This window comes from Phyllobacterium sp. YR531, assembly GCF_000282595.1.
Lineage (GTDB): Bacteria > Pseudomonadota > Alphaproteobacteria > Rhizobiales > Rhizobiaceae > Phyllobacterium.
Genome location: NZ_AKIZ01000014.1, coordinates 242,240 through 264,929, shown reverse-complemented (window position 1 = coordinate 264,929; position 22,690 = coordinate 242,240). Strand labels below are relative to the sequence as shown.

At 52.4% G+C, this 22,690-nt stretch carries 21 protein-coding genes and 1 tRNA gene; 10 read left to right on the top strand and 12 right to left on the bottom strand.

The features are described 5' to 3' along the window. Positions 1 to 53: 53 nt before the first annotated feature. Positions 54 to 956, bottom strand: coding sequence for a LysR family transcriptional regulator (locus tag PMI41_RS05755; RefSeq protein ID WP_008122724.1), 903 nt, complete (start codon positions 954 to 956; stop codon positions 54 to 56). A gap of 111 nt (positions 957 to 1,067) precedes the next feature. Here PMI41_RS05755 and PMI41_RS05750 point away from each other — a divergent pair, with 111 nt between their 5' ends. After that, on the top strand, positions 1,068 to 1,685 hold the full coding sequence (locus PMI41_RS05750; protein WP_008122723.1) for an FMN-dependent NADH-azoreductase: 618 nt from the start codon (positions 1,068 to 1,070) through the stop codon (positions 1,683 to 1,685). A 456-nt stretch (positions 1,686 to 2,141) separates the two neighbouring features. Next, positions 2,142 to 2,585, top strand: a complete 444-nt coding sequence (locus tag PMI41_RS05745) for an MgtC/SapB family protein (RefSeq protein ID WP_008122719.1) — start codon at positions 2,142 to 2,144, stop codon at positions 2,583 to 2,585. A 13-nt stretch (positions 2,586 to 2,598) separates the two neighbouring features. Here the strand turns inward: PMI41_RS05745 and galE are convergent, their stop codons facing one another. After that, positions 2,599 to 3,591, bottom strand: coding sequence for a UDP-glucose 4-epimerase GalE (galE, locus tag PMI41_RS05740; RefSeq protein WP_008122717.1), 993 nt, complete (start codon positions 3,589 to 3,591; stop codon positions 2,599 to 2,601). A gap of 229 nt (positions 3,592 to 3,820) precedes the next feature. Here galE and hemA point away from each other — a divergent pair, with 229 nt between their 5' ends. Further along, the gene (hemA, locus tag PMI41_RS05735; protein WP_008122715.1) at positions 3,821 to 5,098 is read left to right on the top strand and encodes a 5-aminolevulinate synthase; all 1,278 of its coding nucleotides are present in this window, start codon (positions 3,821 to 3,823) and stop codon (positions 5,096 to 5,098) included. A gap of 13 nt (positions 5,099 to 5,111) precedes the next feature. Here the strand turns inward: hemA and PMI41_RS05730 are convergent, their stop codons facing one another. Both PMI41_RS05730 and mscL read right to left on the bottom strand, forming a co-directional pair. Continuing rightward, on the bottom strand, positions 5,112 to 6,278 hold the full coding sequence (locus PMI41_RS05730) for a pyridoxal phosphate-dependent aminotransferase (protein ID WP_008122714.1): 1,167 nt from the start codon (positions 6,276 to 6,278) through the stop codon (positions 5,112 to 5,114). A 190-nt stretch (positions 6,279 to 6,468) separates the two neighbouring features. Continuing rightward, positions 6,469 to 6,873, bottom strand: a complete 405-nt coding sequence (mscL, locus tag PMI41_RS05725) for a large conductance mechanosensitive channel protein MscL (RefSeq protein WP_008122712.1) — start codon at positions 6,871 to 6,873, stop codon at positions 6,469 to 6,471. Between the two features lie 196 nt (positions 6,874 to 7,069). Between mscL and PMI41_RS05720 the strand changes: the two genes are divergently transcribed. Continuing rightward, a complete protein-coding gene (locus PMI41_RS05720; RefSeq protein WP_008122710.1) occupies positions 7,070 to 10,555 on the top strand; it encodes a PAS-domain containing protein in 3,486 nt (1,161 codons plus the stop codon). Here the strand turns inward: PMI41_RS05720 and PMI41_RS05715 are convergent, their stop codons facing one another. Beyond that, positions 10,556 to 11,227 (bottom strand): response regulator transcription factor, encoded by a 672-nt coding sequence (locus tag PMI41_RS05715; RefSeq protein WP_008122708.1) that lies wholly within the window; start codon positions 11,225 to 11,227, stop codon positions 10,556 to 10,558. Between the two features lie 221 nt (positions 11,228 to 11,448). On the opposite strand from PMI41_RS05715, the gene pip reads away from it, so the two are divergent. Next, on the top strand, positions 11,449 to 12,399 hold the full coding sequence (gene pip, locus PMI41_RS05710; protein ID WP_008122706.1) for a prolyl aminopeptidase: 951 nt from the start codon (positions 11,449 to 11,451) through the stop codon (positions 12,397 to 12,399). 101 nt (positions 12,400 to 12,500) lie between these two features. On the opposite strand, the gene PMI41_RS05705 is transcribed toward pip, so the two are convergent. Both PMI41_RS05705 and PMI41_RS05700 read right to left on the bottom strand, forming a co-directional pair. After that, positions 12,501 to 12,944 carry a VOC family protein gene (locus PMI41_RS05705; RefSeq protein ID WP_008122704.1) on the bottom strand — a complete coding sequence of 148 codons (444 nt, stop codon included), beginning with the start codon at positions 12,942 to 12,944 and terminating at the stop codon, positions 12,501 to 12,503. Positions 12,945 to 13,066: 122 nt separating this feature from the next. Continuing rightward, on the bottom strand, positions 13,067 to 13,495 hold the full coding sequence (locus PMI41_RS05700) for a hypothetical protein (RefSeq protein ID WP_008122702.1): 429 nt from the start codon (positions 13,493 to 13,495) through the stop codon (positions 13,067 to 13,069). Between the two features lie 134 nt (positions 13,496 to 13,629). On the opposite strand from PMI41_RS05700, the gene PMI41_RS05695 reads away from it, so the two are divergent. After that, positions 13,630 to 13,977, top strand: coding sequence for a DUF952 domain-containing protein (locus PMI41_RS05695; protein WP_008122698.1), 348 nt, complete (start codon positions 13,630 to 13,632; stop codon positions 13,975 to 13,977). Further along, entirely contained in the window at positions 13,974 to 15,071 is a 1,098-nt protein-coding gene (locus PMI41_RS05690) for a quinone-dependent dihydroorotate dehydrogenase (protein ID WP_008122696.1), read from the top strand. Before PMI41_RS05695 ends, PMI41_RS05690 begins: the two co-directional genes overlap by 4 nt. Here the strand turns inward: PMI41_RS05690 and PMI41_RS05685 are convergent. The 3 genes from PMI41_RS05685 to PMI41_RS05675 all read right to left on the bottom strand — a co-directional run bounded on the left by PMI41_RS05685 (position 15,068) and on the right by PMI41_RS05675 (position 17,362). Further along, on the bottom strand, positions 15,068 to 16,423 hold the full coding sequence (locus PMI41_RS05685) for an MATE family efflux transporter (RefSeq protein ID WP_008122694.1): 1,356 nt from the start codon (positions 16,421 to 16,423) through the stop codon (positions 15,068 to 15,070). The two genes, PMI41_RS05690 and PMI41_RS05685, sit on opposite strands and share 4 nt — an antisense overlap. 91 nt (positions 16,424 to 16,514) lie before the next feature. After that, the gene (locus PMI41_RS05680; RefSeq protein WP_008122693.1) at positions 16,515 to 17,009 is read right to left on the bottom strand and encodes a CAP domain-containing protein; all 495 of its coding nucleotides are present in this window, start codon (positions 17,007 to 17,009) and stop codon (positions 16,515 to 16,517) included. 86 nt (positions 17,010 to 17,095) lie between these two features. Beyond that, positions 17,096 to 17,362 (bottom strand): DUF6460 domain-containing protein, encoded by a 267-nt coding sequence (locus PMI41_RS05675; RefSeq protein ID WP_008122692.1) that lies wholly within the window; start codon positions 17,360 to 17,362, stop codon positions 17,096 to 17,098. Between the two features lie 183 nt (positions 17,363 to 17,545). Here PMI41_RS05675 and PMI41_RS05670 point away from each other — a divergent pair, with 183 nt between their 5' ends. From PMI41_RS05670 to PMI41_RS05660, 3 genes are all read left to right on the top strand, one after another. After that, positions 17,546 to 18,928 (top strand): peptidase S41, encoded by a 1,383-nt coding sequence (locus PMI41_RS05670; RefSeq protein ID WP_244423903.1) that lies wholly within the window; start codon positions 17,546 to 17,548, stop codon positions 18,926 to 18,928. A gap of 123 nt (positions 18,929 to 19,051) precedes the next feature. Beyond that, positions 19,052 to 19,579 carry a FecR domain-containing protein gene (locus PMI41_RS05665; RefSeq protein ID WP_008122688.1) on the top strand — a complete coding sequence of 176 codons (528 nt, stop codon included), beginning with the start codon at positions 19,052 to 19,054 and terminating at the stop codon, positions 19,577 to 19,579. 6 nt (positions 19,580 to 19,585) lie between these two features. Then, complete coding sequence (locus PMI41_RS05660; protein WP_008122685.1) at positions 19,586 to 21,442, top strand: adenylate/guanylate cyclase domain-containing protein; 1,857 nt, start codon at positions 19,586 to 19,588, stop codon at positions 21,440 to 21,442. 4 nt (positions 21,443 to 21,446) lie between these two features. Here PMI41_RS05660 and PMI41_RS05655 read toward each other — a convergent pair. Then, positions 21,447 to 21,520 (bottom strand) — tRNA-Gly (locus PMI41_RS05655). A gap of 60 nt (positions 21,521 to 21,580) precedes the next feature. Then, positions 21,581 to 22,672, bottom strand: coding sequence for a 2'-deoxycytidine 5'-triphosphate deaminase (locus PMI41_RS05650; RefSeq protein WP_008122683.1), 1,092 nt, complete (start codon positions 22,670 to 22,672; stop codon positions 21,581 to 21,583). Positions 22,673 to 22,690: the final 18 nt, after the last annotated feature.

Here is a 22,690-nt window from a genome sequence, read left to right as displayed (position 1 = left end):
TGGTGGCGTGAGTATGGTGTCTAACACTCACCTTGCCACTTGAACCCATTCGCCTACTCGAACTTTTCCAGTTCCTCCTTAAATCGTTCAACCATCCATGTGGTAGCAGGCCCCATCGCCTCGTTGACGGGATGAAGCGCGACAAGATTATAAGGCAGCTCCGGATAAGGCTCCAAATCCAATGGCACCAGCCTGCCCTCGGCTATGTCGTCTTTCACCAGCCATTTCGGCAAGCCGCCCCAACCAAGACCGGCCAGCATTAAAGAATGTTTTGTCGCGACATCCGTCAAGCGCCAGGTTTTATAGGCAAAAACTCCGAAATCCTTGCCCTTTGTATGTTCACTCAGATCGGTTATCACCAGTTGGATATGGTCGCGGATTACCGCCAGAGGTACCGGCCCTTCATACAGGGCCAGCGGATGATCCGGCGCGGCCACGGGTATCATAGCAGTCCGTCCCAACCGGCACATGACCAGCTCGTCATAGGCCTCCAGAGGTGGCCCGCCAAACCCGATATCCGCCTGTTTCTTCAGCACGAGATCCCACACAACGCCCAAGGCACCCACATGCAAACGCAGGCTGACAGTGGGGAATTGCAACTGAAACGCAGTCAGTACTGCAATAAGCACCGGCGATGGTAAGGTGACGTCCACGGCCACAGCGATCTCTGCCTCAAGCCCCTGCTTCAAGCCTTCAGCACGGGACCGCAGATTTTGCAGCACAGTCACCATACGCCTCGCATCTTCCAGCATGGCTGTGCCGGCTTCGGTCAGGCGAGGCTCACGCGTCCCGCCGCGCTCAAAGAGTTGCAACTCAAGTTGAGCTTCCAGATTGGCAATCGTATAGCTGATCACCGATTGTGACCGATTAAGCCGTCTGGCAGCCGCAGAGAAACTCCCTGTTTCAGCCACTGCTACAAAGACCTGCAACTGGTCGAGGGTGGGATTTGGCAACATGATCTAATATCTACTTTATCGATAGGTTCGATAGATATTTTCCCAGTTTTCCTAATAGATGTCTAGGACCAAATATTGGTCATCAGTTTCGTTCCTGAAAGGACCAATATAATGTCATCCATTCTGCTCATCACTTCGAGCCCCCGTGCTGAAGCCTCACACTCTACTCGTGTTGCAACGGAATTTGCGAAGAAGCTGGCATCGGCAAAGCTGGGAAACAGCCTCGTTACCCGCGATCTTGCAGCATCCCCTCTTCCGCACATTGATGCTGACTATACAGCCGGAATCTATACGCCTGAAGAAGCACGCACGGCTCCACAGGCAAAGGTAGTGGGTGCATCGGACGTGGTTGTTGATGAGTTGTTCGCCGCAGATACTATCGTTCTTGCAACTGGCATGATCAACTTCAACATCTCATCTACATTGAAGTCGTGGCTTGATCACGTAATGCGTGCCGGCAGAACATTCAGCTACGGCGCTGAAGGTCCGAAGGGCCTTGTAACTGGCAAGAAGGTTTATGTGGTTCTTGCATCTGGCGGTGTTTATTCCGATGGACCCGGAGCATCTTTCGATCATGCCACGCCATATCTGAAGACCGCTCTCGGATTCATCGGCATGACTGATGTAGAGTTTATCCGCATTGAAGGTGTTGCAATGGGCCCTGAAGCTGAAGCAAAAGCGATTTCGTCGGCCATCGAACAAACCAATGATTTCGCACTCGCTGCCTGAACTACCTTAATTGAAAACAAAAGCGGGCTCAACGGCCCGCTTTTTGTTTGATCTGCTATTACAAGTATTGAGACTTATCCTTGGCGCTTCCGTTCCGCGTCGTCCAGCCGTTTCAATTGATCAAGTAGGCTTTCGGGAACGGTTTCTTCCACTTTGTAGATTCCAGCTGCTCTAATGGCCGACCGGTAACACGATTGCGATATATGTCGTCGCAATATCTGGGATAGTTGTTTTTCGTAGGTCCGGTTGCTGCCGTCCATTGTTTTAGACTCCAACTTGTTTTGTCCTTTTAAACCCGTTCTCTACGAAGAAGGTTCCTCTTTTCCTACAATGCAAGGTCTTAACGCAATGTGTCGCTGCGCCGCAGTCTAAAGTCTCGTCAGGTTTTCAACGGAAAATTGGAACGTCTTGAGCTTGAGAACGTTAACCGCCAAATCATTTCCGGGGGAAAATACATTGGTCGAGACATTCCATTATCTCAATTCACTTCCGGTCGTGCCCCATGCGATCGCGCTTATCATTGCATATATTCTGGCACTTCCCATAGGTATGGAACGCGAGGCGGAAGAGAGAAGCGCGGGTGTCCGAACTTTTCCACTTGTGGCGATGGCGAGCTGCGGATTTATCCAGGGCGCAGAGCGGCTGGTTACCGACAATCCTGAAGCTCTGGCACGCATCGTTGAAGGCCTGATAACCGGCGTTGGATTCATCGGTGGCGGTGCAATCCTGCAGTTGAAAGATTCTGTCCGGGGAACGGCCACTGCAGCAAGCATATGGGCAACCGGCGCCATAGGTGTTGCTGTAGGACTGGAGAGTTACGATGTGGCGTTCATCATTTCGCTCTTTACGTTTCTCACACTCCGACTGATGTTGCCGCTGAAGAAGGAACCGAAGAAATAAATCCGGCGGCGTATTATCGGCCAGAGTTCCGCTTCTGCAGTGAGATTTCCCATTTCATGGCCGACTCCACGATGGCATCAAGATCATCCAGTTTCGGCTCCCAACCTAGCTCGTTGCGCGCCTTGCTGCTGTCGGCGACGATGGAAGGAGCATCGCCCGGACGCGCCGTGGTGGGACGCGCATCTATGGGTGCACCATGGACGCGTTCGACACTCGTAATGACTTCTTTGACAGAGTAGCCGCGACCATATCCACAGTTAGCGACCAGACTGCTGCCACCCGCTCTCAGACGATCCAACGCGAGCCGGTGTGCCATTACAAGATCTGTCACATGGATATAATCGCGCACGCATGTGCCATCCGGCGTCGGGTAATCATTACCGAAGATTTCCATATAGCGGCGCTTGCCCAGCGCCGTCTCGCAGGCAACCTTGATCAAGTGCGTGGCGCCGCGGGTAGATTGCCCGGTACGCCCTTTTGGGTCAGCGCCGGCAACGTTGAAATAACGGAGTGCGGTATAGTGAAAATTATGAGCCGCCGCCGTATCAAGAAGCATGCGCTCGGTCATGAGTTTTGACATTCCGTAAGGAGATTGCGGACTGGTCGCAAAATCCTCTGTTACCGGCATCATGCCGCCATCGCCATAGACCGCAGCCGTAGACGAGAAAATGAAATTTTTCACATCCGATTTGACCACCGCATCAATAAGATCACGCGATCGGGACGTATTGTTTTCGTAATACGTCAGGGGATCCTTGACCGAGTCAGGAACAACCACCGACCCCGCGAAATGGATGACGGCATCCACGTAGTTACGTTCGATTGTCTGGCGTACCAGGCTTTGATCGGAAATGTCGCCTACAACAAGTTTTGCTTCAACGGGAAGCGCCCACTCAAAACCCGTGGATAGTCTGTCGATAACGACGACAGATTCGCCTGCGTCGAGCAAATCCCAGACCATATGACTACCAATATAGCCAGCTCCCCCGGTCACAAGCACTGTCATAATCGAAGCCCTCAACAAATTCCGTTTTATCTGCAGTCATTCGCCACATCACCCGTATGCAAAATTTAGCCCCACAAATCAAATATATACCGCCCGCAGGCGTACGTTCCGCAGTAGCGTGTTCAATATCGATCTCGGCAATGTGACCAAGCGTGGCAAATTGCCCATACTCTCGTCATGGATTTCAACGGTCAAAAAAGCTAATACGTTCATGATACAGGAGCAATTCATGGACTATCGTCGGTTTTTCGAAGACGCGATTGACCAGCTGCATGCTGAAAAGCGCTACCGGGTCTTCGCTAATTTGGAACGGATCGTGGGTAAATTTCCGCGTGCGCTTTGGCGCACGGCGGATGAGACGCGTGAAATCACTGTTTGGTGCTCAAACGATTATCTGGGCATGGGTCAGCATCCGAAAGTCATTGCTGCAATGCACGACGCATCGAGCCGTATGGGTTCAGGCGCTGGTGGTACACGCAATATTTCGGGAAACAACCATCCGCTTGTAGAACTTGAAGCCGAATTGGCTGACCTACATGCGAAGGAAGCGGGGCTCGTTTTTACTTCGGGCTTCGTATCCAATGAAGCGTCGATCTCAACTATCGCCAAGCTTTTACCGAACTGCCTCATTCTATCAGACGAATTGAACCACGCCTCCATGATTGAAGGCGTCAGCCGGTCTGGCGCTGAGAAAAAGATATTCCGGCACAATGACATTGTGCACTTGGAAGAGCTGCTCAAAGCTGCGGGCAAAGAACGCGCCAAATTGATCGTGTTTGAGTCGGTTTATTCGATGGACGGCGACATCGCGCCGATCGCAGCAATAGCCGATCTTGCTGAAAAGTATAATGCCATGACCTATATCGACGAAGTTCATGCCGTTGGCATGTATGGTAATCGTGGTGGTGGTATTACGGATCGCGAGGGTCTGTCACACCGAATCGATATTATTGAAGGCACACTGGCCAAGGCCTTTGGCACACTAGGTGGCTATATCACCGGGACCAAAAGCGTTATCGATGCTGTTCGCTCCTATGCCCCCGGCTTTATTTTCACGACGGCATTGCCGCCGGTGATAGCCGCAGCTGCGACTGAATCAATCCGGCACCTCAAAGTGTCTCAGGAAGAGCGCCGTATGCACCAGTGTCAGGCTCAACTGACCAAGGATGTGCTGGCGCAAGCGAACCTGCCGGTAATGCCGTCGGAAACGCACATTGTGCCAATCCACGTTGGTGATCCGGAACTGTGCAAAAAAGCCAGCGACCGGCTTCTTCAGAAGCACGGCCTTTATATTCAACCGATCAACTATCCGACTGTGCCTCGCGGCACGGAACGTCTGCGGATCACGCCAACACCTTTCCATTCAAACGAACTGGTGGTCGAGTTGAAGGATGCATTGGTTGAAGTGTGGACTGCGCTCGGCATCCCCTTTTCGAAGGACAGCACTCCCGCTATCGAGTCGAATGATCGCGTGGTGACGCTCGCTGTATCCAAAGCTGGCGGCTGATTTCGACGATGGATCAGCGCTTGCTGATCCACTCGGCGAGCCTGTCTGCTGCCTCTTCTACCTGGTCCAGACGCCGTGCAAAGCACAGCCTCAGAAATGCTTCTCCCCCATCGCCAAAAGCGGTACCCGGTGCCAGACCAACTTTCCCCTCATCGACAATATCGAAGGCGGCGCGGTATGAGTCTGTGATGCCCTTGATTCCGAACATGAGGTAGAATGCACCCGCCGGGGGTGAAAGGTGCACGCGTCCTGTGGCGGCAAGTCTGGCACACAGGATATCCCGCGCTTTATGTGCACGTTCGACCTGTGAACGAATAAAGTCGTCGCCTTGGTTCAACGCAACAACCGCTCCACGCTGCATGAATTGGGCAACACCGGAAGTTGAATACTGGATCAGATTCTCTATTGTCTGACCAAGAGACGGATGCGCAACAAGCCAACCGACCCGCCATCCCGTCATTGCCCAGTTCTTTGAAAAACTATTGACGAAGATGATGCGATCTTCCGGGTCCATGACATCAAGAAATGATGGGGCTCTGCGCGCGCCGTAATAGAAATGTGCATAGATTTCATCTGCAACTATCCACAAACCATGCTGACGGGCAATTGCAAGAATTTCTTTCAATGTCTCAATGTCTGCAGTCCATCCGGAAGGATTAGAGGGCGTATTGATAAACAGCGCCTTGGTTTTTGGGGTGATTGCGCCGCGAATTTTCTGCGGATCAAAGGTCCAGCCATTACCGGTAAAATCCTGCGTCACGGGTATGGGTGTTGCACCGGCTATCGCGGCAGCGGCCGCAAAATTCGGCCACGCGGGAGACAGATAGATAACTTCATCCCCTGCTCCGGCTGTTGCTTGAACAGCGAGCTGGATGGATTGCATTCCCGAACCCGTCACATAGAAATGCTCAACAGGAAGATCGGCCGCAAAGTGCCGCCTGTAGTAATCGGACAGTGCCTGCCGCAACTCTGGGATGCCGCGCTGCCAGGTATAGAATGTTTCGCCATTGTCGAGGCCTTCGCCCGCCGCATTGCGAATGAACTCCGGCGTTGGAAGATCGCCTTCCCCGGCCCATAGAGGAATAACCCCTTCCTGCCTCCTGCCATGATTCATGACAGCGACAATGCCACTCTCCGGAGCCACTGCAGCTTCATGACGGAGATGCTGAACCAAACTCATGCGCCGTTCCCACTCATTTTTATTCAGGATTCTCAGGATAATCCGGAGAGACCCATTGAACAAAAGGCGTAACGCAATGCCTGGCTTTTATCACGCGGATATTTGTGATGTTTCCATCAGTCGAAATGATGTGCTGCTGACAATATCTGACAAAAGAAAACCCCGGCTTGGTGGCCGGGGTTTGTAGTGCTTATTTTTTTGCGAGCAGATCGCGTATTTCAGTAAGTAGAACTTCTTCCCTTGCTGGTGCAGGGTCAGCCGCAACTTCCTTCTTCTTGAAGCGGTTCATGGCTTTGACAACCATGAACAGCACCCATGCAATGATGAGGAAGTTGATGAGCAATGTGATGAAATTGCCGTAAGCAATGGTTGCACCGGCTTCACGTGCCGCTGCAAGCGTAGGTGCCGGAGCTCCTGACAATTGGATGTAAAGATTTGAGAAATCGATACCACCGGTCAACAGACCAATGATCGGCATTAATAGATCAGCCACAATGGATTCGACCAGTTTGCCAAAAGCACCACCGATGATCACACCGATTGCGAGATCAACCATGTTGCCTTTCAAGGCAAATTCTTTGAATTCCTTTAGCATGATATACCACTCTCCAGTATTGTGTGATAATGCGAACCATCCGTCCCAGATGGTCTTAGTCCAAGCACGACACTAACAGAATTTTTGTATTAATTAATAGACCGGTTGAATGTTTCTACAGCTGATTGGCCGGCTGCGGTGCCTGCTCCCCAGCGTATAACCACTCAACGCTTTCGACAGATACGGGGATTAAAGAATGGCAAGTTGGACCGCGATAATCGTCGCGATTCTTTACTTCTTGATACAGTCCTGGACAATCTACATTGCGGATCGTCAAAGTGAAGCCACGATAAACAAATCACGCCCACTATTATACTCACTTGCAATAGCTGCAAGTGGCAGCAGCTGGCTCTATTACGGCTCAACGGGCTACGCTGCGCTGCATGGGGCCGAGTTCATTGGGCTTTATGTAGGAATTTTGCTCGTCTTCACGATCGGCTTTCCCTTTCTGCTGAAATTACGGCAATTGGCGCGCGTTGAAGGCATTACCTCCATCTCTGACATGATCGGCGCACGTTATGGCAAGAGCTTTACCGTTGCCGCCATTGTTACTTCGATCACAGCCATCGCACTGATCCCTTATTTTGCCCTACAGATGACGTCGATCCACTATCTTTTAGATGTGCTGGCAGGCGCACACGAACCACAAGCAGACCACGAGCATGGCGGCCATCTGACAATACCATTCCTTTTCATAACGCTTACCGCAGTATGCATTATCTTTTATAGCGGATGGTCCAATCCCTCTGCGGAGCGCTATAATGGATTTGTTCATAGCCTGGCCTTGGACACGGTTCTGAAGTATGTCGCAATACTATGCATAGGGACGGCAACTGCTGCTTGGCTGTTCGGTTCGCCCACTGATGTTTTCAGTATAGTTTGGGCTAGTCGAAACCAAATACCTGCGATTCAGCAGAGCTTCTCCGTAGGAAACTTTATCAGCCTTGTTGTATTCGGAGCTTCGTCTGCATTTCTGCTACCCAATCAATTTCATCTCATAGTTGTTCATAACAAAAATGACGGCGAGTTGCGCACAGCACGCTGGTTTGTACCGGTTACAATGCTATTTCTGGGAATTTTCATATTTCTGATAGCTATTGTCGGCTCTGTCGTTCTGCCAGAGGATACTTCCGTCGACTTCTACTTCCTTGCCCTGCCCATTGCTGGGGGGCAACCCTGGCTGACAATAATCGCGCTTGCCGGTGGACTGGCTGCAGCAACAACAATGATGCTCTTTCCATCCATATTATTGTCGGTGATGATTTCAAATGACCTGCTTTTGCCGCTTTTTCTTAAGCGCACATCGGCAGGCACAGGCATTTCCAAAGACTTCTCGAAAACCATATTCATGCTTCGCCGTGCTGCCGTCTGTGCAATTCTTCTTACAGCCTTTGGCTATCAGTTTATCATCTCTGCAAGCACCAATTTTGCGTCGCTCATCCTCATCTCCGCCACCGCCATGGTACAGCTAGTACCAGCCTTTTTGGGTGGAATGCTGTGGAGTCGGGCCAATGCCCGCGGCGTATATCTTGGTACACTGGGTGGTATGGCTGTCTGGTTTTACACGATGATACTGCCAAGCCTGGTGCCAATAGATTCCAGCTTCATTACGGACGGACCGTGGGGAATCATTGCTTTACGACCACAGGCTCTGTTTGGATTTGATGCATCCCACTTCGTGAATGGTCTTTTTTGGACCCTGTCCGTTAACATCGCCCTTTTCATAGCAGGCTCATTCTCGCGCACTGCTACCCCCAGCGAGCGAATTCAGGCATCAATATTTATCGCAGATAAGGTGCTTTCCAAAAATGTGCTTAAAAGCCTGGAGTCCAATATATCGGTCAGGCAACTCAAAGCCACGCTGGCAAAATATATTGGCAGCACACAGACAGAACTTGCATTCAGCAACTTTCATAGACAGTCCAACATTATGTTGGGTGACGATGATCCTGCAGATTTCAACACCATACATTTTTCTGAACAATTCCTGTCCGGCATCGTCGGGCCACCTTCCGCGCGATTGATCTTGTCTCTCGCGATGGGGCCTGCCAGCATGGCACAGCGGCAAGCCCAAACTCTGCTTGATCACGCCACAGATGCTTTTTCACAGAACCGGCAACTGCTGCAAACAGCGTTGGATCAAATGGATCAAGGGATTGGTGTATTCGACAGCCAATACCGCCTCAGCTGTTGGAATTTGCAATTCCAGATCATTCTGGAACTGCCGCGAGAGCAGCAGCGCATGGGTACCTCGCTTGACCGGATTCTCATCGCTCTATTCCGCCACGGAGACATCTTTACCCTGAAACAACCGGTAACCAGGGAAGCCTTCATCAACGCCTCGGAGCCATTGCGGCTAAAGCTAAAAAAAAGCGGAAGAACTATGGAAATCCGTTCCAACCCCATGCCCGATGGCGGATTGGTTACAACCTTTACCGATATAAGCGAAATCGTTAACACAGATGAGTTGTTGCGGCAGACCAATGAATCGCTGGAGCAGCGTGTTCGTGATCGCACAGCGGAGCTGACATTGGCAAACCAGCAACTGGCCAAGGCCCAAAAGCGAGCAGAAGAAGCCAACATTGAAAAGACCCGTTTTCTGGCCGATGCCGGTCACGATATTCTCCAGCCATTGAATGCTGCACGCCTATACTCATCGGCATTGATCGAGCGCTTGGGTGATATGCGTGAGAGTGACCTTGTACAAAATATCGACTCCTCACTGGAGGCCGTCGAGTCCATAATCAGCGCGCTTCTCGATATCTCCCAGCTCGATACCGGTGCACTCAAACCTGTTATCTCCGTATTTCGTCTTGATGCGTTGCTCCAACAGATAGGGAGAGATTTCTCCCCTGTTGCTCATGAAAAAGGGTTGGAACTGCGTATTGTTGCAACTTCTGCAATCGTTACCACAGACCGCAATCTGTTAAGGCGCCTGATCCAAAACCTTGTCTCCAATGCAATCAAGTATAGCCGTAGTGGACGGATACTGGTCGGCGTGAGAAAGCAAGGCGAATTTGTACAGTTAAAGGTTTGCGACACAGGCATCGGTATTGCTCCATCAAAACTCGACTATATTTTCCGCGAATTCGCCCGCCTGGCCGAAGGTATGAAAGAATCGGATGGTCTTGGACTGGGTTTGTCCATTGTAGAACGAATTGGCAAAATTCTTGATTTGGATATCGTGGTGAGCTCTGTCGTTGGCAAGGGTTCAGTGTTTTCAGTAACAATTCCGCTTTCCAACGCCTTGGCACTGTCTTCCAGTCCAACCATCCCGGTAATGCAACCGGCAGGTTCTTTAAGTGGCATGCGCATACTTTGCGTCGATGACAATACGGAGTCCCTGGCGGGTTTGGAACAACTCCTGAGTGCCTGGGGCTGTACAGTGTTTCCCTTTCAAAATGGCAACGACGTGCGCGAATTTTGTCTGCAGGGACAATCTGCTCCAGATGCAATTCTTGCCGACTATAACCTTGCGGAAGAGAATGGCCTCGACTTGATACAATTGTTCCGAAGCCACTATGACAGAGATGTCCATGCGGCGTTGATCACCGCAGAGAGGTCCAATGACGTGCAGCAGCAGGCAAATACGCTCGGAATATCCCTCATCAATAAGCCGGTACGGCCAGCAATCTTGCGAGCTCTACTTTCGCATTTCCGTCAGGATATTGCGGCGCAATGACTACTGCAGCCCGGCATGCGAAATTTCTACAGGCGCTGCTTCTTCCTTGAAACGAGCAATTCTTATCACAGCTTGCGTGCGGCTCTCTACGCCAAGCTTGTAAAGTACCGCTGATACGTGCGCTTTGATCGTCGCTTCCGAAACGTTGAGATCGTGTGCTATCTGCTTGTTAAGCATTCCATCAGCCATCAAATCAAGCACGCGTGCCTGTTGGGGCGTCAGCTTGCGAATGCATTTGATCAGATCGGCGAGATCCGCATCCAACTGACCTTGCTCCTCATCGATCAATGGTGACCAGATCCCACCATCAAGGATCGTTTGCACTGCCGTGCTGATAACTTCCGGGGTCGACGCTTTGGATATGAATCCTGAGGCACCCAACCCGAGCGCTGCCCGAATTGTTACCGGATCGTCCGTCGCCGAAACGATTGCGATTGGAACGAGGGGTTGGAGAGACCTCAGAGAAATCAGTCCCGTCATTCCGCCAATTCCATTCAAGGACAGATCCAGCAAAATCAAATCGATATCGAGAGATGATGTAATAAGCTCTTTGGCTCCATCGAGATCGCCAATTTCAATGATCTCGACGTTATCTGTGGAAGATGAAAGCGCAAGTTTCAATGCACCTCTGAACAAGGGGTGATCATCTACAATCACAAGTGTATACTTCATGGCCTAACAACCCTTGATAATAAAATGAAGCAGCTCTAATCCTAAATGTCTAATGCTAACGACTAACGCCAATTTTTCTGATATATCAACCAGATTTTAACACGTGAAAAAGTTTTACTCACCACAGCTTTATTGGCTACATGCGAAATGCGGAAAAGCCTTGTTAAAATCTTAATCACAAGCGATTATCCATTGTGGGAATAGTTTGAAAGTCGAATTCGATGATTACACATACTCTCTATCCCGAGACGCAACCTTATTCTGAACAAATGTTGGAAGTGTCGGAGCTTCACACAATTCACGTGGAGGAGTGCGGCAATCCTGACGGCAAGCCTGTCATCATGGTTCACGGCGGGCCGGGTGGTGGTATAAACCCGACCATGCGCCGCCTGCATGATCCCGAGCTTTACCGTATCATTCTGTTCGATCAACGCGGTTGCGGAAAATCAACGCCATATGCCGAGTTGAATGAAAACACGACCTGGGATCTGGTCGCCGATATGGAGCGTATTCGCACCCATCTCGGTGTAGAAAAGTGGCAGGTTTTTGGGGGCTCATGGGGATCAACACTTTCTCTGGCCTATGCCCAATCTCATCCTGACAAAGTAACCGAGCTTATCCTGCGCGGTATATTTCTTATTCGCCGTTTCGAAATTGACTGGTTCTACTCAAACGGGGCGAGCATTATTTATCCGGACCGCTTTGAGGCATATCAGGAGCATATTCCTGAGGACGAGCGCGGCGATATGATAGCCGCCTATTACAAACGTCTTACCGACCCTGACGAAGCTGTACGTCTGGCTGCAGCCAAGCTTTGGGCACGATGGGAGGGCTCTGCGCTTTCCCTGTTGCCCGACCCTGCCAGAGCGGATGCATTCGGTGCTGATCATTTTGCTATCGCCTTCGCGCGCATCGAGTGCCACTATTTCCAGAACAAGGGCTTTTTCGACACGGATGACCACCTGCTGCGCAATGCACATCTGATCCGAGATATTCCAGGTATCATTGTCCACGGGCGTTATGACATGTGCACACCTGTACTGAACGCATGGCACTTGAAGAAAGTCTGGCCCGAGGCCGATCTTCGCATTGTCGAGGATGCCGGACACGCTGTCAGTGAACCGGGAATCGTGCACGAGCTCGTTTCTGCCACCAAACGTTTCGCAGCCTGAAGTATTTTGGCCGGCGCTGACTGCCGGCTAAAACCTCTTTTCAAAGTTACAACTTCTCTTCGGCGCAATATGGTTAGGATAGATTACCCTCCCTTGACTGCTCAGGCGGCGAGGTGCTTACGCCGGGATTTAATAACCCATATATGGCCGAACGGGTCGACAAGCACACCTGCTCGATCACCGCTTTCCAGCGTTTCCACCTCATTACGGGCTTCTCCGCCTTCCGAGACGGCGTGATGCATTACCCGGTCCGCATCATCCACATGGATGTCGAGCATAACAGGCGTCGCACCAATGGCATGGGCAGATCGCGGACCGCCCAATGATGCATCCGCATCGCGTTTCGGATTTGCTCCCACGATCATGATCACAGATTCACCCATACGGATTTCAGCAGCTATCATCACTCCGTCGTGCAAATATGGCCGCCCGGCCAACTTTGCACCAAATACATTCTCATAAAAATCGAGGGCATCCTGCTGGTCGCCATGACGCACAAAAAGCCTGATCGAAACCTCTCCAATCAATGTTGGTACGGCAAACATTTCATCGCTCCCAGAGAAGAATCCTGAGCGATAAATGTGCCTCAAAATACGGAACAAATCAAGAACAATTGCGCTTTACTGCACAGTTCCTACTGCCAAGTTCCTGTCAGAGAACACGAACTTCAGGTTTTCTGCGGGGCTGCGGGAGTCTTGTCTTCACCATCAAGTTCTTTGGCCAATCCCATGAACCGCCGCATGAATTTTTCCATATAGTTTAGGCCTTTTTCGAAGTCCTCGTCTGAAGGAAGATTATCGCGCACCACCGGGGGAAGCTTGCCTATACCAGCCACTGTGTCTTCGAGTTTGGCAACCCGCGCCTTGAGGTCGGCTATATCTTCCTCATAAAGAGTGCGTTCCTCGGCTGCAACTTTGCATGCCAACTGCCCAAGCTTTTCATGACAGATGGACATTTCGCCTGTCTTGTTGTTCATCCGGACATAGCCATCCACGGTTTTTTCAAGTGAGTAGTTGGTCGTCTCCTCTGCCAGTGCGGGGCCTGCCATAAATGACATCGCAACAAGAACGACAACCGATGCAAGTGTGTTGGTCATTAGAAATCTCCAGCAATTGGCGTTCGGCCAGGATCAGCTAACAATACGCCAAAAATCCGAACCGGGCCGATATTTCTGTTATCGACCACAGTCTATGCTTTGCGCATGGCGGATTTGCGTCTAGTAAATCTGCCATGACCCAATTGATCTATAAAATTGCACCACGTGCCCTCTGGCAAACAGCCGAAAGTAACGGTTTGTTTGATGGCGCACCTATCGACCATGCCGATGGATATATTCATTTCTCCACGGCAGAGCAGGCCCGCGAAACGGCCGACAAGCATTTTGCCGGGCAGGCCGACCTGCTGTTGATTGCCGTTCGATCCGACAAACTCGGTCAGGCTCTCAAGTTCGAAGTGTCTCGTGGTGGCGCCCTCTTTCCGCATCTATATGCAGCATTGCCGCTTGATGCGGTTGAATGGGTCAAGCCCCTGCCACTCGATGGCGATGGCAAACATGTATTTCCGGAACTCAACGGATGAGCGATCTATTCCAGGCAATTGGCCGCAAACTCCTGTTCAGCTTCGATCCAGAGAGTGCTCATGGGCTTTCAATCAAAGCGCTCAAAACGGGATTGCTTCCAGCGTGCACCGCGACCAACGATCCGGCTTTGCGTATCAATGTAGCTGGCATTGAGTTTCCCAATCCACTCGGCATGGCTGCGGGTTACGACAAGAATGCCGAGATTCCCGATGCCTTGCTGAAGCTTGGTTTCGGGTTTGCTGAGGTTGGCACATTGACGCCAGTGGCCCAAGCGGGAAATCCGAAGCCTCGCATTTTCCGGCTGGTGGAAGATGATGCAGTCATCAATCGGCTTGGCTTCAACAATGGCGGACATGACGCTGCTTTTCAGCGCCTGAGTGAACGGCGGGCACGCGGCGGCATCGTCGGAGTCAATATCGGCGCGAACAAAGATTCTACGGATCGCGTTGCAGACTACGTTGCAGGGATACGCAAGTTTTATGAACTTGCCAGCTACTTCACCGTCAACATTTCTTCGCCCAACACGCCTGGCTTGCGGGACCTGCAAGCGCGGGAAAGCTTGAAAGAACTGCTTGGTCAGGTTTTGGAAACCCGTGACGGACTAGCTGAGACTGCTGGAACCAGACGGCCCGTTTTCCTGAAGATCGCGCCAGATTTGCCGGACAGCAGTCTTGATGACATCGCCGCCGAAATTGCCCTGCATCCACTTGATGGCCTTATCATTTCGAACACGACATTGGCACGTTCGGGCTTGAAGAGCATTAATCATACTGCAGAAGCAGGTGGGCTTTCGGGGCGGCCTGTTTTTGAGCGTTCGACAATTGTGCTTGCCAAGATGCGTCAACGCGTTGGCGTGAATCTTCCGATTATAGGCGTGGGCGGTGTTGATAGTGCCGCAACGGCGATCGCCAAGATCCGGGCAGGTGCAGACCTTGTCCAGCTTTATACCAGTATGATTTACCGCGGACCGGGGCTTCCAGGCCAGATCGTCAAAGATTTATCGGCAGCGCTTCGGCGTGATGGTATCAAGCATATCGCCGAACTGCGCGACCGGGATGTCAGTGACTGGGCATCGCGAAACACACCGGACTAATTTGCGAACTGCAGACGGGCCCTACTGGGAAGGATACACAACAACGAAATACCGCGCAGCCCTAGAAACAGGTGCAGAGCCAGCCACAATCCATGATTGCCAAAATATTTCGGCAATACGAAATAGGCGATGAAGTAACCAACCAGCGACAGGATCATCATATTGCGCATGTCGCGCGACCACGTTGCGCCTATGAACACCCCATCCATGTGGAATGCCAGCAGGCCGACGACGGGCGCAAGCGCTGCCCAAGGCATGTAGAGCGCCGCCATTGCCTGTACTTCCGGCGACTTTATTAGCATCGCAACAATGGCATCCCCATAGATAAGGAAAAACAGCGCCATGATTGATGCCAGCACCATCCCCCACAGGAACGACAATCTTATTCCGCGATCAAACGCCGGGCGATAATGAGCACCCACCGCGCGACCGGAAATCTGTTCTGCAGCCGTTGTAACGCCGTCGATCAGATAGCCAGATATCAGCAGAAAATTCATGAGAACGGCGTTCGTCGCCAGCGTTATTGCACCAGCTTCAGTGCCTGCCCGTGTGAAATAGGCATAAGCAATCAAGAGGAAGAATGAGCGCAGCATGATATCGCGGTTGACCGTAAACATCCGGCGTATCTCATGCATATCGAAAATGCGCGCACGTGAGGGATTGGGGACTGCACGAAACTGCCTGTAAATAACAACGAGGCCAACCAGCAAGGCAACGCTTTCACCCAGCACAGTTCCCCATGCAATACCGACAACGCCCCAGCCGAGGATCAATCCAAACCAGATCGTCATCGCCACATTCACGCCATTGAGCAGGAATTGCAGATAGAGCCCCTGCATGGCTTTTCCCTGTCCCAACAGCAATCCAAGCACCACGAAGTTTCCCAAAGCCATGGGAGAAGAGAGCAGCCGTATCGACACATAAGTCGACATGGCCTCCGCAACTGCATTGTCCGGGTTCATGAAGCTGATTGTAGCGCCAAGTATGAGCGGCATTGCAGCTATGAAGATCAATCCTGCAATCAGGGCAATCCCGATAGCACGCCAGAATACAGCCTGTTGCTCCACATTGTCGTGCCTGCCCATCGCCTGCGCAACCAAACCGGTTGTACCTGCGCGCAGGAAGTTCATGGTGGAAAACAGGAAGTCAAAAACCAGCGCGCCAATTGCAAGTCCGCCAAGCAAATGCGGATCCCCAAGCTGGCCAACTACTGCAGTGTCCACGAGGCCAAGCAGCGGTGTGGTCAGTGACGCCAACATGACCGGAATGGTAATCGCCAGCATCAGACGGTTCGTTACTTCAAATGGACGAACTGTCTTTGTGGCTGTGATAGGCGTTGTATCAGTCGTCATGCACGCACCGGGAATGCAACCAAAAGTAGCTGCTACCCTCTTCTATGCCACCACAATCCGCAGCTTTCCAGACTAATCGCTGCGATCTTCATCAACTTGCAAGAACGAGAGCCCAGTACCGCTCCCCGCCACCGCCTTTTGCTTCGGCATATGCCAAACCATAGCGCTTGAAGCGAGCGTCCAGCATATTACGCCGATGCGGTGGAGACGCCATCCACATGGCAAAAAGCCGATCAATATCCATGCGCCCCATGGCAATATTCTCAGCGGCTGCACCATGGATTTCGTTATCCTTGACTCGCGCTTCAAAACTTTTTCCCCAGCCCGTAGTGTGAACCATTCGCCCGGCTTTCGCCATGTACGCGGCCTGCTGTCCTGCCGCCCGTTCCAGAGCAGCATCGCTCACCAATCCGGACAAACCATTACCAGTGCGTATATTATTGATGTTTGCGCTGGCCGAGCCCGATGCGCCGGTGCCATTTCCAGCTGGTCCGATAGTCTGGCACGCGGCTACGGGAAACAGGGTTGCCAAGGCAGCGAGGTGTACGAACCGCCGGCGGGAAATCTGAAGACTGTTATTTGGCATGAGCAACCCTTGAATATTGAGCGCATGCGGGTAGCGCTCAATTATGGCTGCTTCACGTTACAGTGGAGCAAATTGGCAATATTCTTCTACCGGCGATAGTTCAGAATCCGCAATATGATGAAACAAGGAACAACGACCGCGGCTCCCAAAAGCAAATAGGATGCGAAGCCTTCAATCGCGCCAAAACCGAGATTCCAGATGCGCCGGATGAAGTTTTCGATTCCATAGACGATATCCATGGGCGACCAGTCGAAGGCACTCATAACGACGCCTACAACCAGTGAGACAATTATCAGCTTCAGCAACACCCTTCCCGGCGTATCTCCCAAGAAACGGTTTGTGCGTTCTGACATGTTTACTCCAGTGCTCGCTGCATATGCCGACAACTCTTATGATCTTTACCAACCACGATCAAGTTTGACCTGTTCGTTGATATTCGCCCAACGCCATGTAAGGTTGGGATTGGAACTGCGTGATTCAACCGCTGAGTGATATTCAGGTGCTTTGCGGTTGTCCCACACGGCAGCGGGAGAGACATGATGAGCACGACCCTGGCACGCTGGAAGCCCAGCGCCTTGGCATTGGCCAGTTTTTTTATCCTAACCATTCCAGCTTTTGCACAAACGCCGCCACCGAGCGCGTTGCCGGATTTGACCCCTGCGCAAATGCGCGAGGACCTGAAGTTTCTCAAGACAGAGTGGGCTTCTCAGGACAAAAGCTTCTCCGATACACAACGCCTTGAGTTCGAGCGCATCGTCGACAATACGACAGCCGCCGCCGATAAACTTTCTACAAAAGGCTTTGCACTGGAAGTGATGCGCGCTGTAGCTGTTGCCCGAAACGGGCATACGGTAGCCCGGGCAGCCAATATGATGAACGCTCTGCCGGTCAAAGCATGGTGGTTCGCTGATGGTTTGTACATTGTCAAAGTGCAACCGGAACTTGCATACCTGATTGGCGCGCGTATCGAAAAACTCGGCTCCCTTAGCGCTGATGAAGCGCTCGCGAAAATTGCGCCGTTTATCTCCGGCACTGACCAACGCATCCGCTTCCTGAGCGCCAATCTTTTGACCAGCCCCGATGTGCTGGAACACGTTGGTGCCACATCCGGGCAGGAAATCCCGCTTACATTACGCCTTGCGGACGGGCGTACCGAACAGGTCAAATTAAACGCCGTATCGACCCCGGATCCGGGCGACAAAGGCAAAAACATCAATAGAGGGTACACCGTCCTTGTGCCTGATGATCCTGATCTCGAGGGGCGGTGGAACCATGTGCTTGACCCCATAAAAGAACGCTCGCCGCTCTATACAAAACGTACGGATGTGACGACCTCCTGGTTGGAGGACAAGAAGGTCTTCTACATACGCCTCGACGCAGTCTCGAGTGTCGATGATACGCCGCTGGACCAGAAGTTTGCCGGTATTTTCAGGCAGTCACTGCTTCCATCGATACCCAAAACCATTGTCATCGACCTTCGCCTCAACAGCGGCGGAGATTTCTTCAACACCATCCTTTTTTCGCAATCATTGCCACGACTTGTTACACCGAAAGGCCGTATTCTGGTGCTCGTGAGCCGAGCGACTTTTTCTGCAGGTATTTCTACGGCGGCCATGCTCAAAGGCGCATCGCAGGGGAATGTCACCCTTATCGGCGAGACCATGGGCGACAGCGGTCAGTTCTGGTCCGAAGGCGAGACCATTCCTCTTCCAATCTCGAAAATCGGAGTAGAATACAGCAACCAGTTTGAGGATTATGAAAACGGCTGCACCGACCCCGCAACGTGCTTTTGGGCAGTGGTGGCATTTGGTCCGAGGAACATCTCTTTGACACCTGAAGAAAAGATTGATGTCACGTTTGCAGACTATGCAGCGGGACGTGACCCGGTTCTTGAAAAAGCATTATCACTGGCGAAATGATAGGTGATTGCCCGGCAAATCCTCAATAGTAATCATTACCTGCCAGCGCTTTGAATGGCGTAGCAATAGTCCTATACTGGCAGTGAACTGAGCCCACTGGCTTGTGGAACGGGGATAATTTATATGATTTCAACGGCCAGATTCATGGGCGCCGCAGTTTTAAGCTGGATCTGCGTTGCCGGCGTCACAGGTGCTTTTGCCCAATCGGGCAAGCCAGGCTGCGTGTTGACGCAAGTCGGCGGTACATCGCGCCAGATACTGAAGTGCAATAACGGTTTGACAATCACGCCGGAACGTGGGGCTCAATATACTCTGCTCGACCGCAATCGCGACGGCAATGTTGATGCGGCGCGCCTGCAAAGGAAAGCTATTCTGCTCGATGCACCCAAATTGCCTTCAGGATTCGAAGTTATCACACCGCAAGCCATAGCCGCCGTCCGCGGCACGAAATGGGCAGTCGATACAAGCGCTGGGACTACCGCAGTTTTCGTGGTCAGGGGCGCTGTTCAAGTGACGCGGCCGGATGGCAATAATGGCGTCGTGCTCAAACCCGGCGAAGGTGTCGATGTGGATACCGGCCGTGGTCCACTGATCGTCAAGCGCTGGCCTGCAGCCCGGGCATCTGCATTGCTGGCGCGGCTCGGACAGTAGACCACGATGAATAAACGTTTGGCGCTTACGCTGGCCGCCCTGATTTTGACCTGCGTCTGGAGCGCTGGTCTGGGAATAATGCACATCAGAGGAAATGTCTGGTTTCTTGAACGCGTTGAAGCCACGCTTACCGATTTGAGAACGATCATCCGCGGTAAAAAATCCGTTCCCGATATCGTCAGGATAATCGCGATTGATGACGCCACGGTAGCACAGGCGGGCAGCTATCCCCTTGCCCGGGCAAAGCTTGCAGCGATGGTCGAAGAGGTGGCGAGTTTAAAGCCCAAGCTTATCGCCCTCGACATGCTGTTTGTCGATCCGGGCACAGTGGATGGAGATGCAGCATTATCAGCGGCACTGTCTTCGAGCAAATCTCTCATCGCTGCAGCTGCAGTCTTTCCCGATGGAAGACAGGTGGTTGATGACAGCGCCGATGCGCTGGAGCGCGTACCCGATGCAGCAAGCTTTCTGCTGCCCCAGAAACAGTTTTCAGATGCTGCGCCCATCGGAATCGTCAATGTGGCCACTGACCAGTCCGGCACTCCCCGATACATCCCCATGCTGTTCAAGAGAGGCAGTGAGATACAGCCTTCTTTCTCGTTGCAGGCAGTGGCACTGGCATCGGGAAATGAGCCAACCTTCGAACCCGGCGGTGTTTCGTTGGGGGACCAGTTTATTCGCACAGATGCAGGCCAGACGGTTCCGATCACATTTTACGGGCCTCGCGGTACAATCAAAACAATCAGCGGGGTGGCAGCACTCAATGGACAACTGACTGCTGCCGATGTGGAAGGCAAAATTATCGTGCTCGGCACCACGGTTACCGGCGGCGGCGATGTTTTTCCAACACCTTTTGATCAGGTCTTGCCGGGTGTTGAAGTCATCTCAACAGCAATAACGCAGCTGGCGGGTGGCGATTCAATGGTTCGCAATCGATTGACGCATATGATTGACGCCGGTTTCGCGTTTGTTATCCCGCTGATACTCGTTGGACTGTTAGCTTGGCAACGCAGCGTGATCGGTCTTTGTGCCATGGTCGCTGTGCTTGTTGTTTGGCTGATGGTGAACATCTTCGCATTTAACAGCGGCGTATGGCTGAGCGCTTCACTGCCAATCACCGCTGCAGGACTACCGGTCCTATTGTTTGGGGCCGTTCAGCTTTTTCTTGGCCGCCGCCGTGCCCAGCACTTCGCTGATCAAAGCAAGATGCTGCAGAATGTTCAGGCTCCGGGCCTTGGTCACTGGCTCGCACGCAACCCCGACTTTCTGATTGAACCTGTCCGGCAGGATGCTGCAATCGTCTTTATTGATCTTTCCGGTTTTACCGGCCTCAGCGAAACACTTGGCCCCAATTCGACGCGCGAACTGCTGAATGCATTCTACAAACTTGTCGATGACGAGGTTGCGGCATGCAGCGGCACGATCACCAGCTACATGGGCGACGGCGCGATGATCCTGTTTGGCCTACCGCAAGCTTCGGCGGACGATGCGCCCAACGCAGTGCGCTGTTGTATCAACCTGTGCAACCGAACCCGCTTGTGGCTGGCATCGCTGCCCTTGTCGAGCAGTTCCCGGATTGGCTTCAAGACAGGCGCACATTTTGGCACAGTCATAGCATCGCGCCTCGGCGGCGATGGACGCCAACAGATTACCGCGACCGGAGACACGGTGAACGTCGCAAGCCGGTTGATGGAAGTGGCGGCCTCTAACAAAGCGGAACTCGCCTTGAGCTCGGAGATTTTGCACGTAGCTGGCTCCGATAGTGCACCCTACAAAACAGGCGCGCTCACCGGGCCTCTCGAGACGGAGATTCGTGGACGCTCCGGTTCCGTAACGATCTGGCTGTGGAGTGGAGCTCAATAAAGGCTGGAGCGGGTGAAGGGAATCGAACCCTCGTATTCAGCTTGGGAAGCTGCTGCTCTACCATTGAGCTACACCCGCCTACTCTTATCAGGACTGTTTGCAGCCAGCTTTGTCAAGCAGGACTCAGCATCATCAAGCTCATTTGAAATGTTTGGAGAGCTTGAGCCCTTGGGCCTGATAGTTTGAACCTAAGTCCGTACCGTAAAGTGCACCGGGGCGCTCAAGCATATGCTCATAGATCAATCGTCCAACAATCTGGCCGTGCTCAAGGATGAACGGCACTTCGTGACTGCGAACCTCCAGCACGGCGCGGCTTCCGGTGCCGCCTGCAGCCGTGTGGCCGAAGCCGGGATCGAAGAAACCGGCATAGTGAACCCGGAATTCGCCAACCAGCGGATCAAAAGGTGTCATTTCCGCCGCATAAAGCGGCGGCACATGCACTGCCTCTCGAGAAACCAGAATATAAAATTCGTCAGGATCAAGGACCAGTTCGCGAGCACCGCGATCATGAATTGGTTCCCAGAAGTCAAAAAGGTCATGCGCGCCACGCTTGTCGACGTCGACGACACCGGTATGGTGCTTTCCACGATATCCGACAAGTCCATTCGCATCACCTGTCAAATCGATAGAAAGCGCGATACCACCGCCGGAGATATTTGGCGTCTCCGATGCGACCAATGTTTCATTGGCGTGTAGGGCTGTCAGTTCCGCCTCTTCCAGCTGAGCCCTGCCCGTCCGGAACCTTATCTGTGACAGGCGAGAGCCTGCCCTTGCGACGATCGGGAATGTGCGGGGGCTGACTTCCAGATAAAGCGGTCCCTTATATCCGGCTGGAACTTTATCGAATTCCTGCGCACCGTCTACAATTACACGCGTGAAGATATCCAGCCTGCCTGTCGAGCTCTTCGGATTGGCGGAAGCTGATACATTTTCCGGAAGGTTCAGGCTTTCCAGAAGCGGCACGATGTAAACACAGCCGGTTTCGAGAACTGCTCCCTCGCTCAGATCAATCTCGTGCAGTTTCAGCCGCTCGAGCTTGGCCAAAACCGGAGTCCCCGGCCCTGGCATGAAGCTGGCCCGTACCCGATAGGCTTTGGTGCCCAAGCGCAGATCGAGACTTGCCGGCTGAATCTGATCACTGTCAAAATCCCGCGCAGTCTTCAGCGACCCCGCCTGATATAATGCCTTGATACCGTTATCGGCGAGAATGCCCGCGGGTTGTCTGCTCATGTTGGCCGTTCAATCCTG

What these genes read in the sequence shown, in the direction of transcription:
- PMI41_RS05670 (WP_244423903.1), top strand. Translation starts at nt 17,546, where the DNA reads ATGATGAGCACGACCCTGGCACGCTGGAAGCCCAGCGCCTTGGCATTG.
- PMI41_RS05705 (WP_008122704.1), bottom strand. Translation starts at nt 12,944, where the DNA reads ATGTTTGCCGTACCAACATTGATTGGAGAGGTTTCGATCAGGCTTTTT.
- PMI41_RS05750 (WP_008122723.1), top strand. Translation starts at nt 1,068, where the DNA reads ATGTCATCCATTCTGCTCATCACTTCGAGCCCCCGTGCTGAAGCCTCA.
- mscL (WP_008122712.1), bottom strand. Translation starts at nt 6,873, where the DNA reads ATGCTAAAGGAATTCAAAGAATTTGCCTTGAAAGGCAACATGGTTGAT.
- PMI41_RS05720 (WP_008122710.1), top strand. Translation starts at nt 7,070, where the DNA reads ATGGCAAGTTGGACCGCGATAATCGTCGCGATTCTTTACTTCTTGATA.
- PMI41_RS05685 (WP_008122694.1), bottom strand. Translation starts at nt 16,423, where the DNA reads ATGACGACTGATACAACGCCTATCACAGCCACAAAGACAGTTCGTCCA.
- PMI41_RS05690 (WP_008122696.1), top strand. Translation starts at nt 13,974, where the DNA reads ATGAGCGATCTATTCCAGGCAATTGGCCGCAAACTCCTGTTCAGCTTC.
- PMI41_RS05695 (WP_008122698.1), top strand. Translation starts at nt 13,630, where the DNA reads ATGACCCAATTGATCTATAAAATTGCACCACGTGCCCTCTGGCAAACA.
- PMI41_RS05650 (WP_008122683.1), bottom strand. Translation starts at nt 22,672, where the DNA reads ATGAGCAGACAACCCGCGGGCATTCTCGCCGATAACGGTATCAAGGCA.
- PMI41_RS05665 (WP_008122688.1), top strand. Translation starts at nt 19,052, where the DNA reads ATGATTTCAACGGCCAGATTCATGGGCGCCGCAGTTTTAAGCTGGATC.
- pip (WP_008122706.1), top strand. Translation starts at nt 11,449, where the DNA reads ATGATTACACATACTCTCTATCCCGAGACGCAACCTTATTCTGAACAA.
- galE (WP_008122717.1), bottom strand. Translation starts at nt 3,591, where the DNA reads ATGACAGTGCTTGTGACCGGGGGAGCTGGCTATATTGGTAGTCATATG.
- PMI41_RS05715 (WP_008122708.1), bottom strand. Translation starts at nt 11,227, where the DNA reads ATGAAGTATACACTTGTGATTGTAGATGATCACCCCTTGTTCAGAGGT.
- PMI41_RS05700 (WP_008122702.1), bottom strand. Translation starts at nt 13,495, where the DNA reads ATGACCAACACACTTGCATCGGTTGTCGTTCTTGTTGCGATGTCATTT.
- PMI41_RS05755 (WP_008122724.1), bottom strand. Translation starts at nt 956, where the DNA reads ATGTTGCCAAATCCCACCCTCGACCAGTTGCAGGTCTTTGTAGCAGTG.
- PMI41_RS05680 (WP_008122693.1), bottom strand. Translation starts at nt 17,009, where the DNA reads ATGCCAAATAACAGTCTTCAGATTTCCCGCCGGCGGTTCGTACACCTC.
- PMI41_RS05675 (WP_008122692.1), bottom strand. Translation starts at nt 17,362, where the DNA reads ATGTCAGAACGCACAAACCGTTTCTTGGGAGATACGCCGGGAAGGGTG.
- hemA (WP_008122715.1), top strand. Translation starts at nt 3,821, where the DNA reads ATGGACTATCGTCGGTTTTTCGAAGACGCGATTGACCAGCTGCATGCT.
- PMI41_RS05660 (WP_008122685.1), top strand. Translation starts at nt 19,586, where the DNA reads ATGAATAAACGTTTGGCGCTTACGCTGGCCGCCCTGATTTTGACCTGC.
- PMI41_RS05730 (WP_008122714.1), bottom strand. Translation starts at nt 6,278, where the DNA reads ATGAGTTTGGTTCAGCATCTCCGTCATGAAGCTGCAGTGGCTCCGGAG.